Below are 15,200 nucleotides of genomic sequence, written 5' to 3' on the forward strand. Positions count from 1 at the left end.
GAGGTCGGCGTCGGCGCCACCCCCGCCCCCGACGACCCCGGCCGGGCCGCGACAGGTGACCTACTCGGTGACCGGCACGAAGGCGCCCGGCGACATCATCTCCGTGACCTACGTCGATGCGTCCGGTCGGCGGCGCACCCAGCACAACGTGTACATCCCGTGGTCGATGACCGTCACGCCGATTTCGCAGTCCGACGTGGGCTCCGTCGAGGCGTCCAGCCTCTTCCGCGTCAGCCGGCTGAACTGCTCGATCACCACAAGCGACGGGACGGTCCTTTCGTCGAACAGCAACGACTCACCGCAGACGAGCTGCTGATGGTCGGCAGGTATTCGGCGTACCGCCGCGGGGTGGGGGACGACACCATCTCGCCCGACGTCATCGACCGCATATTGATCGGGGCGTGTGCCGCCGTCTGGCTGGTATTGCTGGGCGTGAGCGTGGCTGCGGCCGTCGCGCTGGCCGACCTGGGGCGGGGCTTTCACAAAGCGGCCAACGGTACGCACAGCACCTCCTGGGTGTTGTACGCCGTGATCATCGTGTCCGCGCTGATCATCGCCGGGGCTATCCCGATGCTGTTGCGGGCCCGCCGGATGGCCCAGACCGAGCCGGCCGCCCGGGGCATGACCTCGCCCAACCGGCCCCCCGTGCGCCTTATGTCCCAGGCGCCGCGCACCGCGGCCGATCGGGCGAGACAACCCCGGGTGCAGGCGCCGGTACAGACGGCCGACTCCGGATGGTCGGGTGAGGCGGTCGATCGGGTGTGGTTGCGCGGCACCGTGCTATTGCTGACCGCGATCGGCGCCGCGCTGGTCGCGGTGGCCACGGCGACCTACCTGATGGCCGTGGGCCACGACGGCCCCGCCTGGGTCGCATACGTGGTCGCGGGCGTCGTCACCGCGGGGATGCCGGTGATCGAGTGGCTGCATGTTCGCCTACTGCGCCGCGCCGTCGCCGAGCAGTAGGCCCTACGACGCTTTGGCGTACCTGCGAACCAGTTCGTCCTCACCGAACGTGCTCGTGTGCTGCGTGCCGTTGTCGTCGCGGCCGAAGAACGTCCAGCGCCGGGGAGTCGTCTGCGGCCCGCTGATCATCTTGACGGTGTAGCGCAGCTTCGTGGGACGCAGCGTGCCGATGATGTCACCGACCCGGATCTTCGAAGGATGGATCTCCGGGGCGTCATTCCAGTCCTCTGTCGCCATTACGCCCATCCTCATCGTGTAAACCCCCCGCTCACCCGGACAGCGCCACGGTCAGGCCCTCGCCACTGTAGTGCACCCACCGAGCCAGGGCGGCCCACCCGGCCCCGGGCCGCCCCGTGGCTGGCGGTGGCGTAGCGTTAGCTGCGAGCCGTTTCATTGTCAGCGGTGGTCCGCAGCTACCCAAGCGAGTGCGACCCACGGCAATGCGATTCCTCCGTCCGCCCGGGCTAGCCGGCGCGAACGACGCCGACGTGAAGGGATCCGCTTGTGGTTGTCGCGAATCTGCCTGGCCGCCGGGCCGCCGGATGACCGAATTGTTCGAACGCCGACGCCGAGTCAATCCCGTCCGGCTGTCGGTTTGTCGTGAACTCGGCCGCCCCATCGACGGCGCGTGGTGGCCGCGCGCAGACCGCATCACCAACGAATTGCCCGAGCTGGTCGCCCTCCTGACCCCCTTGCTGGGCGACATCAACGCGATCAATGTCAACTGGCCACCACTGCAGCGACCACCCGACTTGAACTGGTCAGGATGGGAACGAAAGCGCCAGCATGTGATGACAATCGTCGGGGGCGACGCACGCGTGAACCTGCTCGTCATCCCCTACGCGACCTACAGCGCGCTCGCCCTGATGGTGCTGCGCTGCGCGGCCGACCTACCCGTCGAAGCGCGCGACCAGACGAAGCCGGCGTTCTTGGCTGCTGGCTCCATCCTGCGGGCGGCCCAGCAACAATGCGCCACGGCCTGCACCGAACCAGCGCGAAGCTAGTGGTGCTCGCCGTTCTTGCCGTTCGAGCCGACGGTGCTTTCCTGGTGCTCGCGCAGGGCGGTGAGGGCACGTTGCTCTGAGCCGTGTGCAGCCTCGCGCAGCGCCGCATCCTCCGACGCCGGGTCGGCGAACAGGAAGCTGCCGCTACCCGGTGAACCGGCCGAGCCAAGCTTGTTCATCCGCTTGGGCAGCGCCGCGCCCTGGTACTCGAGCGGGAGCGGGTGGCCGTGGTCGTCGACCGGTCCGAGCGGCTGATGCAGCTCGATGTAAGCGCCGTGCGGCAGCCGCTTGATGATCCCCGTCTCGATGCCGTGTGCGAGCACCTCCCGGTCGCTGCGCTGCAGCGCAACGCACCACCGGTAGGCGATGAAGTAGACCACCGGCGGGAGGACGACCATCCCGATGCGGCCGATCCAGGTCGTCGCGTTCAGCGAGATCTGGAACTTCAAGGCGATGATGTCGTTCATCGCCGCCAGCGTCAGCAACATGTAGAACGAGATCGCCATGGCACCGATGGCCGTGCGCACCGGGGCGTCACGTGGCCGTTGCAACAGGTTGTGGTGGGCGCGGTCGCCGCTGAATCGCTTCTCCAGGAAGGGATAGACGATCAGCAGGACGAAGATCAATCCCATCAGGAGGGCCACCCACACGGCGGCGGGAACGGTGTGGTGCCAGAAGTAGAACTCCCACGGCGGCCAGATACGCGCCAGGCCCTCGGTCCACATCATGTAGAAGTCGGGCTGCGAGCCGGCCGAGACGTGAGATGGCTTGTAGGGGCCGAGGTTCCAGATCGGGTTGATCTGCAGCAGCCCGCCCATCAGGCCGAGCACCCCGACGATCGCGGCGAAGAACGCGCCGGACTTGACCGCGAAGATCGGCATGACGCGCACACCGACGACGTTCTGCTCGGTGCGGCCCGGGCCGGGGAACTGGGTGTGCTTCTGGAACCACACCATCGCCAGATGCAGCCCGATCAGCGCCAGGATGATCCCCGGAATCAGCAGGATGTGCAGGGCGTACATGCGCGGGATGATGTAGCCCGCGGTCGCGCACTCGTTACCCACACCGCCGCAGGGGAAGTCGCCGCCGAACAGCGCCCAGTGCAGCCAGGTGCCGATCACCGGCATTCCCAACGTGATCGAGGAGAGCGCGGCGCGCAGCCCGATACCCGACAGCAGGTCGTCGGGCAGCGAGTAGCCGAAATACCCCTCGAACATGGCCAGGATCAGCAGCAGCGAACCGATGACCCAGTTGGCCTCGCGGGGCCGGCGGAACGCGCCGGTGAAGAAGATTCGTGCCAGGTGCACCATGATCGACGCCGCGAAAATCAGTGCGGCCCAGTGGTGTACCTGCCGGACGAACAGGCCGCCGCGCACCTCGAACGAGATGTCGAGGGTCGAGGCGAAGGCTTTGGACATGTCGACGCCACGCAGCGGCTGGTAGGCGCCGTTGTAGGTGATCTCGGCCATGGACGGGTCGAAGAACAGCGTCAGGTACACGCCGGTGAGCAGCAGCACGATGAAGCTGTACATCGCGATCTCACCCAGCAGGAACGACCAGTGCGTCGGGAAGACCTTGTTGAGCTGCCGGCGTACCGCCGCCGAGGGGTGATAGCGCGTGTCGATGTCTTCACCCTGACGGGCCAAGACGTCGCCGATCTTGGGCGGTTTCGGGGGACTCAGTTTCGGACTCATGTTGTCGTCCTCTCCCAGAATGCCGGTCCGACGGGCTCGACGAAGTCACCGTTGGCGACTAGATACCCGTTGGTGTCGATCGTGATGGGCAGTTGCGCCAGCGCGCGGGCGGCCGGGCCGAAGATCGGCTTGGCGAAGTGCAGGGCGTCGAACTGCGACTGGTGACAGGGGCACAGGATTCGGTAGGACTGCTCCTCGAAAAGCGATGCGGGGCAACCCAGGTGCGAGCAGACCTTGGTGTAGGCGAACAGCTCGCCGTAGTTGAAGCTCTCCTGGCCCTGGCGCTTGACCACCCGGGGCATGTCGGACGGCCGCACGCGGATGAGCATGACCGGGTTTCGGACGCCCTGGTTGATGGCGCGCAGCTTTTCCTGTGATTCCGGCGTGGTGCCGTCGCCGTCGGATTCGCGCCAGGGGAATACCGTCTCCATGCCGCCGGCGTCGAGGTCCTCGGGGCGCATCTTGACGAACGGTGATGCACCGGCGGAGCCGGTTGCCCGCGCGAGGAAGATGGTCTCGCCCGCATACCGCGGTGTCCAACCGGACGTCCACAGCACGGCCTTCTTCCCATCGGCGCTGGGCACCACCGGTTTCCACGGGTTCTTGATCAGACCGCCGGCAAACGCCACCAGCGTCGACAGACCGAACGCGCCCAGGCCCAGTCCCAGGGAAAGCCCAATCACCTTGCGCCGCCGGACGGTTGAGCCATCAAGGGCGTCGGTCAGGTTCGCCACCACCGTCTTGCGGTCGATGTCGCGCGAGGCCCCGTCATGCCGCTCCTGGATCGAAATCTCTTCCGGGATAAACCTTTTCTGGTACAGGATGGTGCCGATGGCGATCGACAGGATCGACATCCCGAAGGTCAGCCCGTAGAGCGGGGTGGCCAGGTCGTACAGCAGGCTGCCGGGGGCGTCCTTCGGCTTGTACTCCCACGGCCAGAACAGGAAGACCAGCAACAGCGCCAACCCGAAACCACCGCCGAGCAAGAGCCACAGCGCGACTCCGCGTTCGGCGCGCTTCTCGGCTTTGGTGCCCTCGACGGGCCAGCGGGGTTCCTTGACGATCGTCTCGACGCCGTCGAGCTTGCCGCCCAGCGTCACCAGCTCGTGCTGGGACATCGCGGCCAGGGCCGCCTCGTCGGGTTCGTTCGGCGCGGCGCCCTTGTCGGTGTCGGAGCCGGCTACGGCATTGGTGTCGCTCATGATGCTCGTGCCCCAATCCACAGTGCCAAACCGATGGCGGCGACCATCCCGATGATCCACGCGGCCATGCCCTCGGGCGCGGGCCCGAATCCACCGAGGCCGTAGCCGCCGGGCTGGCGCTCTTCAGTGACCGACTTGATGTAGCCGATGATGTCCTTCTTGGCTTCGAAGGACAGCTGACGGTCGGAGAACTTCGGCATGTTCTGCGGGCCGGTCCGCATGGCCGCCAGGATCTGCTGCTCGTTGGGCGCCTCGAGGGCCGGCGCGTACTTGCCCGACGACAGCGCCCCTCCCTTGCCGGTGAAGTTGTGGCAGGAGGAGCAGTTCAGCCGGAACAGGTCGCCGCCGCGGCCCAGGTCGTCACCGCGCAGCGACTTCATCGCCAAGCTGCCGTCCGGGTTGCGCACGGTCGTCGGACCGCCGCCGTTGGCCTGCACGTACGCGCCCAGCGCGTCGACCTGCGCCTCGTCGAAGATCGGCTCCTTGCGCGGCGCCTGGGCCTCGCCGGTCATCGCAGGCATGCGGCCGGTGGAGACCTGGAAGTAGACGGCCTCCTCGCCGACGCCGATCAGGCTGGGCCCGCGGTCGGGCACGCCCTGCAGGTTCGCGCCGTGACACGACACGCACGACGTGTCGAACAGCTGCTTGCCGGTCCGCAGCAGCGCCGAGGACGACTCGTCGGCGACGGCCACTTGCGGGCGCGGCGTCAGCACGGCGGCCAGGCCGCCGGCGATGGTCAGCGCGATCAGCAGCAACAGCCCGCCGGACAGGCGGCGGCGCAGCCGCCGCCTCGAGCGGTCGCGCTGCCCTTGACGCGGCTTCCGGTTTCGCATGGACCCCAGCTTCTTCAACCGAGAACTCCTGTTCATTCCAGTATTCGGAGCCGCCGGCTCATCGGATGAAATAGATCACGGTGAACAGCGCGATCCACACGATGTCGACGAAATGCCAGTAGTAAGAGACGACGATGCTCGCGGTGGCCTGCGCCGGGGTGAACTTGCTCATCGCGGTGCGGGCCAGCAAGAAGATGAAGGCGATCAGACCGCCGGTGACGTGCAGGCCGTGGAAACCGGTCGCCAGGTAGAACACGCTGCCGTAGGCGCTGCCGGGAATCGTGGTGCCGTGCGTGGCCAGGTGGAAGTACTCGTAGCCCTGCCCGCAAACGAAGAACAGGCCCATCAGGAAGGTGATCACGTACCAGCGGCGCAGCCCGAAGACGTCGCCGCGTTCGGCCGCGAACACACCCATTTGGCAGGTGAACGACGACGCGATCAGCACGAGCGTCACCGGGACGGCCTGATAGAGGTTCAGTTCGGTCGGCGGTGGCGGCCACTTGCCGCCGGACTGCGCACGCGCGGTGAAGTACATCGCGAACAGGCCAGCAAAGAACATCAGCTCGCTGGAGAGCCAAACGATGGTGCCGACACTGACCATGTTCGGTCGATTCAACGAATGAACGCGCGACGTGATTGCAGTACCTGAGGTCCCTACAGCGCTGGTCACATCCGCAAGTATGACGCTTTGTAGTTGATTAACTCCACCCGGGGCGGCATTTCATCTTTTCGCGTCGCGGCGCCGGCCGGAGCGGGCGGGACTCCGCGCCGGTTGGGGCAGGTCGGCTCCGCGTGGGACCATCGGCGCGTGGCTCTGTCATCTGAGGCTTCCACTGGCGGGTCCGCCGCTCGACCGGCCGGGGCGGCACCCTCGTGGCCTGGGGTTCTGGCCCGGTTGATGGGCGGTCAGGATCTGGCGCGCGGCCAGGCCGCCTGGGCCATGGATCAGATCATGGCGGGCGACGCGAGCCCGGCGCAGGTCGCATCGTTTGCGGTGGCGATGCAGATGAAGGTCCCGACCTCGGCCGAGGTCAGCGAGTTGGCCGACGTCATGCTGGGCCACGCGCGCACGATGCCCGCGATGCGCGACGACAGCGTGGACATCGTCGGGACCGGTGGCGACGGCGTCAACACCGTCAACCTCTCCACCATGGCGGCGATCGTGGTCGCGGCCGCCGGCGTGCCGGTGGTCAAACACGGCAACCGCGCGGCATCGTCGTTGTCCGGCGGTGCCGACACGCTGGAGGCGCTCGGCGTGCGTATCGACCTCGAACCCGAGCAGGTGGCGCAGAGCCTGACCGAGGTGGGCATCGGGTTCTGCTTCGCGCCGCTGTTCCACCCGTCGTACCGGCACGCGTCGGTGGTGCGCCGCGAGATCGGCGTGCCGACGGTGTTCAATCTCCTTGGACCCCTTACCAATCCGGCTAGGCCGCGGGCCGGCCTGATCGGCTGCGCGTTCGCCGACCTCGCCGAGGTGATGGCGGGGGTCTTCGCCGCGCGCCGGTCCAGCGTGTTGGTGGTGCACGGCGACGACGGACTTGACGAGTTGACGACGACCACCACCAGCACGATTTGGCGGGTGCAGGCCGGGACGGTGGACAAGCTGACGTTCGATCCGGCCGGATTCGGTTTTGCCCGAGCCGATCTCGACGATCTGTTGGGCGGCGACGCGCAAGCCAACGCGGCGGAGGTGCGCGCGGTGCTGGCCGGTGACAAGGGCCCGGTCCGGGACGCCGTAGTGCTCAACGCCGCCGGGGCGATCGTGGCCCACGCCGGCCTATCCAGCCGCGCTGAATGGTTGCCGGCGTGGGAGGACGGGTTGCAGCGCGCCGCCGCGGCGATCGACTCCGGTGCGGCCGAACAGGTGCTCGCGCGATGGGTGCGGTTCAGCCAGCAGGTCTGAGTCGTGTTGGGCCGCTTGTGCCGAGGTCTGTTCATAGGCCAGCCGCGCCGAACGCGCCGAGGCGGCCCAGGCCGCCCACGCGCCGGCCGAGCGCAGTGGTGAAGCCCAGCCGGTGGCGTCGGCGGATTCATCGACCCGAACGATGCGAACCCCGGGGCCTGCCAGCCACCGCGTGATGAGCGCGGATTCCTCCACCAGCGCACCGCCCAGCGGGGCCGCGACGGGCAAGATCGCCTGTGCCCCAGCCGCAATGGCGTCGACCACCGGCATCGGGGGCACCCCGCGCCTGGCGGTGCCGGCTGCGGCGAGCTGACCGTGCCGGACGACGGCGAGGTGGTAACCACCGTCCCCGTCGGGCGCGGCGGCGATCAGCTCGGGCAGCGTGGCCAGGGCGCGCAACCGCTGGCCGCGCCACAGGATCTCGACGGCGGTGGCGGTGCGGTCGCGCAGGCGCGCGGCGCTTTCGAAATTGCGGCGCTCGGCCAGCGCCGTGACCTGATCCACGGCGGCCACCAGGGCGGCGTTCTCCATCCCGTCGATCAACGCGGCGACGCGCGCCACGGCCGCCGCGTATTGCGTGGCCGTGATGCCGCGCGCCGCGGGACACGGCGAGACCTCGGCCTCGGGGCAGGCCGGCCCGTGCAGGACCGAGCGGCCCAGCCGGGCCGTGCAGGTCCGAAGGCCGGTGAAGCGCGCCATCAGCGCGGCCGTGTCGGCGGCGTCGGCGCGCGACCGAAACGGGCCGACGGCGCGGTCGTGGCGCGGTGCCCGGACCACCGCGAGCCGCGGGAACGCCTCGTCGGACAGGGCCACCCACCACCAGCGGTGCGGGAACCGGGAACGGCGGTTGTAGGGCGGGGCGTGCGCGGCCAGCAGTCGCAGCTCGCGGACGCCGGCCTCCAGCGCGTGAGCGCACTCCACGTGGTCGACCGCGGTGGCCAGATTGACCATCTCCTTCATCCGGCCGCGTGGGTCGGCGCCGGTGAAGTACTGCCCGACCCGGCGGCGCAGGTCGACGGCGGTGCCCACGTAGAGCACCTCGCCCGACGGCCCGCGAAACAGGTAGACCCCCGGGCGGTGGGGCAGACCTTCGGCGAGGACCCGCTTGCGCCGCTGGGCCGGCGTCACGTCCGGCAGGTAGGAGCGCAGGTCGGCGTAGGTGTGCACCCCCTGGTTGCCCACCCGCTCGATGAGCGCGTGCAGCACGTCGACGGTGGCGCGGGCGTCGTCCAGCGCGCGGTGCGTGGGCTGGGTGGCGACGGCAAAGAGCCGCGCCAGCGCGGCCAGCCGCACCGTGGGGGCTTCCTCGCGGCTGAGCACCCGGCGGGCCAGCCGCACCGTGCACAGGACCTTCGGCCGGGGCCAGGGGATGTCGCACCGCGCCGCGGCGGCACGCAGAAATCCCACATCGAACCCGGCGTTGTGGGCCACCAGCACTGTCCCGTGGTCGAAACCCGCGAATTCGAGGAACATCGGCAACACCGCGTCGATTGTCGGAGCGTCGGACACCATCGCGGTGGTGATGCCGGTCAGCTGCACGATCTGGGGCGGGATGCTGCGCTCCGGGTCGACGAGCGTGGCGAACTCGCCGAGCACGGCGCCGCCGCGGACCTTGACCGCTCCGATCTCAGTGATGGCGTCGGGCGCGTTTCCGTCGGTGCCTTTCGTGCGTCCGCCCGTGGTCTCCAGGTCCACCACCACGAAGGTTGTGTCGCGCAACGTGACGTCGGCGGTGGCGAAGGATGACCCCAAGTCGGTGAAACTGAGCTGAGTCGCATCACCGGCACCCATGGCCGCGACGTTAAGCGGGTCCACCGACACCCGCGCGGTTCCCACGCCGAGCAAACCGAACCCGTTCGCCAGGCGAACGCGGTGCCGGCGGGTTGTCGGTGGGTGTGGTTACCGTGCGGAGAGTCCGACCTGAGTTCGCCAAGCCTGACCGAGAGGACCGATCCCGATGGCACGAAGCAGTGGGCCCGACAGCGACGGCACGACGGTGCCGGACGCGGGGGCGCCGGTGGTGATCGATTGCGACGACTGCGCGGTGCGCGGACCGGGATGCCGCGATTGCGTAGTCAGCGTGTTACTCGGGGTCCCGGGAACTTTGTTGGAGGACGAATGCGCTGCGTTGGCGGTGCTCGCCGATGTAGGCCTGGCACCGCGATTACGGTTAGTGCCTATCCGCCGCGAACGCGATTCGGGCGTCGCCTAAGATGCTTTGTGTGCCAAAGGTTTACGAGGGAGTCAGCATCGTCCACATGATAATGACAGAAATCTATCCAAATTCTTAACCCCCCGCTTTGGACAAACGCCGATATCGTTTCGTAACCTGTCTGAGACCTAAACCAGCTCGACGGCGCCTGGTCGTCAATGGCCCGTTTAAGGAAGCAAAATCTTGAGGCTTGACTCTAGATACCCGTTTGTGCGTGTCGTCACACGATTTGCCATCGGGACGCTAGCGGGCTTCACAGTCTTATCGGGTGCCCTCGCGGCGAACGTCTCGGCCGACCCGGCCGGTGATGCGCTGGCCAAACTCAACGAGTTGTCACGCCAGGCCGAGCAGACCACCGAGGCGATGCACAGCGCGCAGCTCGACCTGAACGACAAGCTGGTGGCCCAGCGCGCGGCGGACAAGAAGCACGACGACGCCCTGGCCGCCGTCGATGCGGCCAAGGCTCGCCTGGCGTCGTTCCAGGGTGCCGTGAACAAGCTTGCCGCCGCGACCTACATGGGCGGCCGCGTCGACGGCATGACGGCCATGTTGACCGCCGGATCGCCGCAAGGGCTGATCGACAAGCTGGCCATGCAGCGGCTGATGGCGACCCAGATGGCCGACCAGATGACGAGTTTCCGGGCCGCGGGCGAGCAGGCCGCCAAGGCCGAGCGGGAGGCCGCCAAGTCCGCCGCCGACGCGAAGAGCGCGGCCGAGCAGGCCGCCGCGGTGCGAGCGAGCCTGCAGTCCAAGCAAAGTCAGTTGCAGGTGCAGATCGCGGTCGTCAAGTCGCAGTACGTGTCCTTGTCGCCCGAGCAGCGCACCGCGCTCGCCGATCCCGGCCCCGTCCCGGCGGGTCTCCCGGCGCCCGGCGCCCCCGCGCCCGAGGCGGCGCCGCCCGGCGCGCCGCAGGGACCCGGTGAGGCTCCGCCTCCCGGCGGAATGCCCGGACCGTTCGGTGGCGGGGTCGGTGGCGGTGACCGCGGGACCGTCGTGCAGGCGGCGTTGACGCAGGTCGGTTCACCGTACGTCTGGGGTGGCGCCGCGCCGGGCGGGTTCGACTGCTCCGGCCTGGTGATGTGGGCGTTCCAGCAGGCCGGTATCTCGCTGCCGCACTCCAGCCAGGCGCAGGCTCAAGGCGGTCAGCCGGTGTCGTTGTCGGACCTGCAGCCCGGCGACGTGGTCACCTTCTATAACGACGCGTCACACAGCGGCCTCTACGTCGGTGACGGCATGGTGATCCATTCCTCGACCTACGGCCAGCCGGTGCGCGTGGTGCCGATGAATGCCGCAGGCCCGATCCACGACGCCCGCCGCTACTAGCGGACCAGGCGCCCGGCGCGGGCGGCTGACGCTGCTGCTGGCCTGGGTCTTCCTTGTCGAGCTCGTCGTCGCCGCGGCGGTCCCGCTGGACGCGGGACGCGGCGGCGGCACGCGACCCCCGCAGCTGATCACGCCCGCACGCAGCCAGGTCAGCGCCGCGACGAAGTCGCTGGTCGTCGGTGACCGCACCGTTCGGCTGCTCGGCCTCGGCGGTCCGGCCGGCGACCGGCTGCTGTCCCGGGTGGCGTCCGGCATCGGCGCGGCGATCAACGCGGTCGAGGCGTTCTGGGGCTTGGACTGGTCGCGCGACATATCGGTGGTCGCCGCCCACACCGACGAGGAGTTCCGCGCGGCCGCCGGTGGCGGTCCGGCGGCGCAGTGGGCGGACATCGCGGCGGTGACGGTCGCCGACCGCGTCGATCCGGTGCACCGGGTGGTCATCGGTGAGCGGATCGTCTTCGCGCCCGGCGCGGCCAACATGACCGAGGGTGCGCTGCGAATCGTGTTGACGCACGAGCTTTTTCACTACGCGGCCCGCGCGGACACCGCCGCGGATGCGCCCCGGTGGCTGACCGAGGGCGTGGCCGATTTCGTCGGCCGGCCACGGACTCCGGTGCCCCTCGACGCGCTGCCGGTCCCGCTGGCGCTGCCCTCGGACGCCGACCTGGACGCACCGGGCTCGCAGCGTTCGTTGGCGTACGACCGCGCCTGGTGGTTCGCGCGCTTCGTCGCGGACACCTTCGGGACGGCCAAGCTGCACGACCTGTATCTGGCCGTCTGCGGTGCCGGGCACACCGACGTGCCCTCCGCCGCGCACGACGTGCTGGCCACCGACTCGCCCGGCCTGCTCGCGCGCTGGCACGAGTGGCTCACCCGCGCCGGCTGAGGAGATGCCCCGCACGGCCCGCGCGCGCGTCAGGCTAGCCTGACGCAGTGAGTCGGGTCCTGCTGGTAACCAACGACTTTCCGCCCCGGCCGGGCGGCATCCAGTCCTACCTGAGCGACTTCGTCGGGCACCTCGTCGATGCCGGGTTGCATTCGATGACGGTGTACGCGCCGCAATGGAAGGGTGCCGAGGCCTTCGACCATGCGGCCGAGGCGGCGGGCTACCGGGTGGTCCGTCATCCCGGCACGTTGATGTTGCCCGGCCCGGCGGTGGACGCCCGGATGCGCCGGCTGATCGCCGACAACGGCATCGACACCGTCTGGTTCGGCGCGGCCGCGCCGCTGGCGCTGCTGGCGCAGCGGGCCCGGCAGGCGGGGGCGACCCGGGTGGTGGCCAGCACGCACGGTCACGAAGTGGGCTGGTCGATGCTCCCCGTCGCGCGGTCGGTGCTGCGTCGCATCGGCGACACCACCGACGTCGTCACGTTCGTCAGCCGCTACACCCGCGCCCGGTTCGCGCCGGCCTTCGGGCCCAACGCGTCGCTGGAATACCTGCCGCCCGGGGTCAACACCGACCGGTTCCGGCCCGACCCGGCGGCCGGCGCCGCGCTGCGCGACCGGTATCGGCTGGGGGAGCGGCCCACGGTCGTGTGCGTGTCCCGGCTGGTCCCGCGCAAGGGTCAGGACATGCTGATCAAGGCGCTGCCGTCGATCCGGCAGCGCGTCGATGGTGCCGCCCTGGTCATCGTCGGCGGCGGTCCCTACCTGGAATCGCTGCACAAGCTCGCCCGCGAGTGCGGGATGAGCGAGCATGTGACTTTCACCGGCGGCGTACCGGCCGCCGAGCTGCCCGCCCACCACGCGCTGGCCGACGTCTTCGCGATGCCGTGCCGCACCCGCGGCGCCGGCATGGACGTCGAGGGCTTGGGCATCGTCTTCCTCGAGGCCTCGGCGACCGGCAAGCCGGTGATCGCCGGCGACTCCGGCGGGGCTCCAGAAGCCGTGCAGCACAACAAGACTGGATTAGTAGTCGATGGGCGCTCGCTGAGCGCCGTCGCCGACGCCGTCACCGAGTTGCTCGGCGACCGGGACCGGGCCGCCGCCATGGGCGAGGCCGGGCGGGAGTGGGTGACGGCCCACTGGCGGTGGGACACCCTCGCTGCACGGCTGGCCGAAATCCTCGGCGGCTGACGGCTCGAGCGTCACGCTGGCCTGACGCTCGCAGGAGGGCGGTGCCCTGGCGTGACGCTCGGCCGCGGAGGCGTGACGGCGGGCCGCTAATCCTTCTCGTAGATCCAGTCGATGTCGGAGGCGAACTTCTCGGCGACCACGTTGCGCTTGACCTTCATCGTCGGTGTCAGCTCGCCGGTGTCCTCGGTGAAGTCGACCGGCAGGATGCGGAATTTGCGGATCGACTCGGCGTGCGACACCGCCTGGTTGGCGTGCTTGACGGCGGCGTCCACCTCGGCGACCAGGTCCGGGTCGCCGGCCAGATCGGCAACCGACGCGCCGGCCGCCTTGTGGTTGCGCTCCTTCCACGCTTCGAACGCCTCGGGGTCGATGGTGATCAGCGCGCCGATGAACGGCTTGGCGTCGCCCACCACCATGGCCTGGCTGATCAGCGCGTGCGCCCGCAGTTGGTCCTCGAGCACGGCCGGGGCGACGTTCTTACCGCCGGCGGTGACGATGATCTCCTTCTTGCGGCCGGTGATCCTCAGGAAGCCGTCCTCGTCGAGCGCGCCGAGATCGCCGGTCTTGAACCAGCCGTCGGTGAACGCGTCGTTGGTGGCCTGCTCGTTGCGCCAGTAGCCGCTGAACACCACGCCGCCCCGGACCAGAAGCTCGCCGTCTTCGGCGATGCGCATGCTGTTGCCCGGCAACAGCGTTCCGACCGTCCCGATCCTGACGTTGCCGACCTGGTTGACCGTGATGGCGGAGCTGGTCTCGGTCAGGCCGTAGCCCTCGTGGATGGTCAGGCCGACGCCCCGGTAGAAGTGGCCCAGCCGCGCACCCAGCGGCGCGCCGCCCGAGACGGACGCGTGGCATTCACCGCCCAGCGCGGCGCGCAGCTTGTGATAGACCAGCCGGTCGAACAACGCATGCTTGGCGCGCAGCACCAGCCCCGGCCGCCCGCCGTCCTGCGCCTGGCTCCAGTCGACCGCGGTTTGCACGGCGGCCGCGAAGATCCGGCCCTTGCCGTCGTTGACCGCGTTCTGTTCGGCGGTGTTGTAGACCTTCTCGAACACCCGGGGCACCGACACCACCACCGTCGGCTTGAACACGGCGAACATCGGCAGCAGGTTCTTGATGTCGCTGGTGAACCCGACGGTCACCTTGTTGGCGAATGCCGAGAGCGTCAGCGAGCGCGCCAGCACGTGGGCCAGCGGCAGGAAGATCAGCAGCCGCTGCCCCTCGTGCAGCAGCGTCGGCAGGCACTCCTTGGCGCCGCGGGTCTCGTACAGCAGGTTGGAATGGGTGAGCTGGCAGCCCTTGGGCCGTCCGGTGGTGCCCGAGGTGTAGATGAGCGTCGCCGGGTCGTCGGCGCGCAGCGCCTCCTGGCGGGCGGTGAGTTCGGCGGGCTCGACCGAGGCGCTGGCCTCGGCGAGCTGGTCGAGCGCCTTGGGACCCGAGCCGTCGATGTGCAGCACGCGGCGCAGGGCGGGCAGGTCGGCGGTGAGTTCGGTGACCATCGCGGCGTGCGCGTCGGTTTCGGCGAAGGCGACCACCGCCTCGGAGTCCTGCAGCACCCAGCGCACCTGCTCGGCCGACGACGTCTCGTAGATCGGCACGGTGACCGCGCCGACGGACAGGATTGCCAGGTCGATGATCGCCCACTCGTAGCGGGTGGCCGAGAAGATGGAGACCCGGTCGCCGGCCTGGACGCCGAGCGCGATCAGACCCAGCGCCGCGGAGCGAACCTGTTCGGCCACCTCCGCGCAGGTGACATCGGTCCATTCGCCGTCGACCTGACGCCGGAAGATGACGAAGCCGGGATCTGATCGCTCGTGCTCGAAGACCATGGCCGCGATGTTGTCGTGCTCGCCGACGGAGAAGCGGGCGGGGACACTGTACTCACGCACTCTTACTGACCTCGTTTTGGCTTGGGTGACGTTCCGGGGGCCGGCTTGTTGCCGTCCAGCCTAATCCGCGCGTTCGCGCAGGAACGGTGGCAGTCGCCGGG

Annotated in this window: 14 protein-coding genes and 1 pseudogene; 8 read left to right on the forward strand and 7 right to left on the reverse strand. The window is 69.2% G+C overall.

Annotation, left to right across the window (positions count from 1 at the left end; translation table 11 throughout):
* The coding region (locus tag A5756_RS03225; protein WP_232005315.1) for an MmpS family transport accessory protein at window positions 1-316 on the forward strand (316 nt) is incomplete at its 5' end.
* Window positions 316-963, forward strand: coding sequence for a DUF2561 family protein (locus A5756_RS03230; RefSeq protein ID WP_066946931.1), 648 nt, complete (start codon window positions 316-318; stop codon window positions 961-963). The genes A5756_RS03225 and A5756_RS03230, both read left to right, overlap by 1 nt.
* Before the next feature lie 3 nt (window positions 964-966).
* On the opposite strand, the gene A5756_RS03235 is transcribed toward A5756_RS03230, so the two are convergent.
* Complete coding sequence (locus tag A5756_RS03235) at window positions 967-1,200, reverse strand: hypothetical protein (RefSeq protein ID WP_066946936.1); 234 nt, start codon at window positions 1,198-1,200, stop codon at window positions 967-969.
* 305 nt (window positions 1,201-1,505) lie between these two features.
* Here A5756_RS03235 and A5756_RS03240 point away from each other — a divergent pair, with 305 nt between their 5' ends.
* Window positions 1,506-1,967: a DUF5994 family protein gene (locus tag A5756_RS03240; RefSeq protein WP_066946942.1), complete on the forward strand. Its 462-nt coding sequence runs from the start codon at window positions 1,506-1,508 to the stop codon at window positions 1,965-1,967.
* On the opposite strand, the gene A5756_RS03245 is transcribed toward A5756_RS03240, so the two are convergent.
* The 4 genes from A5756_RS03245 to A5756_RS03260 are packed head-to-tail and all read right to left on the reverse strand — an operon-like array spanning window position 1,964 to window position 6,366.
* Window positions 1,964-3,661, reverse strand: coding sequence for a cytochrome bc complex cytochrome b subunit (locus tag A5756_RS03245; RefSeq protein ID WP_066946945.1), 1,698 nt, complete (start codon window positions 3,659-3,661; stop codon window positions 1,964-1,966). The genes A5756_RS03240 and A5756_RS03245 overlap by 4 nt on opposite strands.
* Window positions 3,658-4,863, reverse strand: a complete 1,206-nt coding sequence (locus tag A5756_RS03250) for a ubiquinol-cytochrome c reductase iron-sulfur subunit (RefSeq protein ID WP_066946950.1) — start codon at window positions 4,861-4,863, stop codon at window positions 3,658-3,660. Before A5756_RS03250 ends, A5756_RS03245 begins: the two co-directional genes overlap by 4 nt.
* Window positions 4,860-5,714 carry a c-type cytochrome gene (locus tag A5756_RS03255; protein WP_066946953.1) on the reverse strand — a complete coding sequence of 285 codons (855 nt, stop codon included), beginning with the start codon at window positions 5,712-5,714 and terminating at the stop codon, window positions 4,860-4,862. The genes A5756_RS03250 and A5756_RS03255 overlap by 4 nt, the downstream gene beginning before the upstream one ends.
* A gap of 40 nt (window positions 5,715-5,754) precedes the next feature.
* Window positions 5,755-6,366, reverse strand: a complete 612-nt coding sequence (locus tag A5756_RS03260) for a heme-copper oxidase subunit III (protein WP_055401014.1) — start codon at window positions 6,364-6,366, stop codon at window positions 5,755-5,757.
* A 138-nt stretch (window positions 6,367-6,504) separates the two neighbouring features.
* On the opposite strand from A5756_RS03260, the gene trpD reads away from it, so the two are divergent.
* Complete coding sequence (gene trpD / locus A5756_RS26360) at window positions 6,505-7,599, forward strand: anthranilate phosphoribosyltransferase (protein ID WP_156659187.1); 1,095 nt, start codon at window positions 6,505-6,507, stop codon at window positions 7,597-7,599.
* Here trpD and A5756_RS03265 read toward each other — a convergent pair.
* Window positions 7,537-9,390, reverse strand: a pseudogene (locus tag A5756_RS03265) (DEDD exonuclease domain-containing protein); the annotation flags it as partial. The gene trpD and the pseudogene A5756_RS03265 sit on opposite strands and share 63 nt — an antisense overlap.
* Before the next feature lie 166 nt (window positions 9,391-9,556).
* Here A5756_RS03265 and A5756_RS26365 point away from each other — a divergent pair.
* From A5756_RS26365 to pimB, 4 genes are all read left to right on the forward strand, one after another.
* Window positions 9,557-9,811: a hypothetical protein gene (locus A5756_RS26365; RefSeq protein WP_082948230.1), complete on the forward strand. Its 255-nt coding sequence runs from the start codon at window positions 9,557-9,559 to the stop codon at window positions 9,809-9,811.
* Between the two features lie 183 nt (window positions 9,812-9,994).
* Window positions 9,995-11,134 carry a peptidoglycan hydrolase RipC gene (gene ripC, locus A5756_RS03270; RefSeq protein WP_066946958.1) on the forward strand — a complete coding sequence of 380 codons (1,140 nt, stop codon included), beginning with the start codon at window positions 9,995-9,997 and terminating at the stop codon, window positions 11,132-11,134.
* Window positions 11,097-12,020, forward strand: coding sequence for a hypothetical protein (locus A5756_RS03275; RefSeq protein WP_369817362.1), 924 nt, complete (start codon window positions 11,097-11,099; stop codon window positions 12,018-12,020). The genes ripC and A5756_RS03275 overlap by 38 nt, the downstream gene beginning before the upstream one ends.
* Window positions 12,021-12,067: 47 nt before the next feature.
* Window positions 12,068-13,210 (forward strand): GDP-mannose-dependent alpha-(1-6)-phosphatidylinositol monomannoside mannosyltransferase, encoded by a 1,143-nt coding sequence (gene pimB, locus A5756_RS03280; RefSeq protein WP_066946962.1) that lies wholly within the window; start codon window positions 12,068-12,070, stop codon window positions 13,208-13,210.
* 86 nt (window positions 13,211-13,296) lie between these two features.
* Here pimB and A5756_RS03285 read toward each other — a convergent pair whose 3' ends face one another.
* Complete coding sequence (locus A5756_RS03285) at window positions 13,297-15,099, reverse strand: long-chain fatty acid--CoA ligase (RefSeq protein WP_066946965.1); 1,803 nt, start codon at window positions 15,097-15,099, stop codon at window positions 13,297-13,299.
* Between the last annotated feature and the right edge of the window lie 101 nt (window positions 15,100-15,200).

Source organism: Mycobacterium sp. 852002-53434_SCH5985345, from assembly GCF_001667155.1.
In the GTDB taxonomy this organism is placed as follows: Bacteria; Actinomycetota; Actinomycetes; order Mycobacteriales; family Mycobacteriaceae; genus Mycobacterium.

Coding starts and splice junctions, on each gene's coding strand:
- A5756_RS03235 (WP_066946936.1), bottom strand. CDS start 1,200: ATGGCGACAGAGGACTGGAATGACGCCCCGGAGATCCATCCTTCGAAG.
- A5756_RS03230 (WP_066946931.1), top strand. CDS start 316: ATGGTCGGCAGGTATTCGGCGTACCGCCGCGGGGTGGGGGACGACACC.
- A5756_RS03245 (WP_066946945.1), bottom strand. CDS start 3,661: ATGAGTCCGAAACTGAGTCCCCCGAAACCGCCCAAGATCGGCGACGTC.
- A5756_RS26365 (WP_082948230.1), top strand. CDS start 9,557: ATGGCACGAAGCAGTGGGCCCGACAGCGACGGCACGACGGTGCCGGAC.
- A5756_RS03250 (WP_066946950.1), bottom strand. CDS start 4,863: ATGAGCGACACCAATGCCGTAGCCGGCTCCGACACCGACAAGGGCGCC.
- A5756_RS03275 (WP_369817362.1), top strand. CDS start 11,097: ATGCCGCAGGCCCGATCCACGACGCCCGCCGCTACTAGCGGACCAGGC.
- A5756_RS03240 (WP_066946942.1), top strand. CDS start 1,506: ATGACCGAATTGTTCGAACGCCGACGCCGAGTCAATCCCGTCCGGCTG.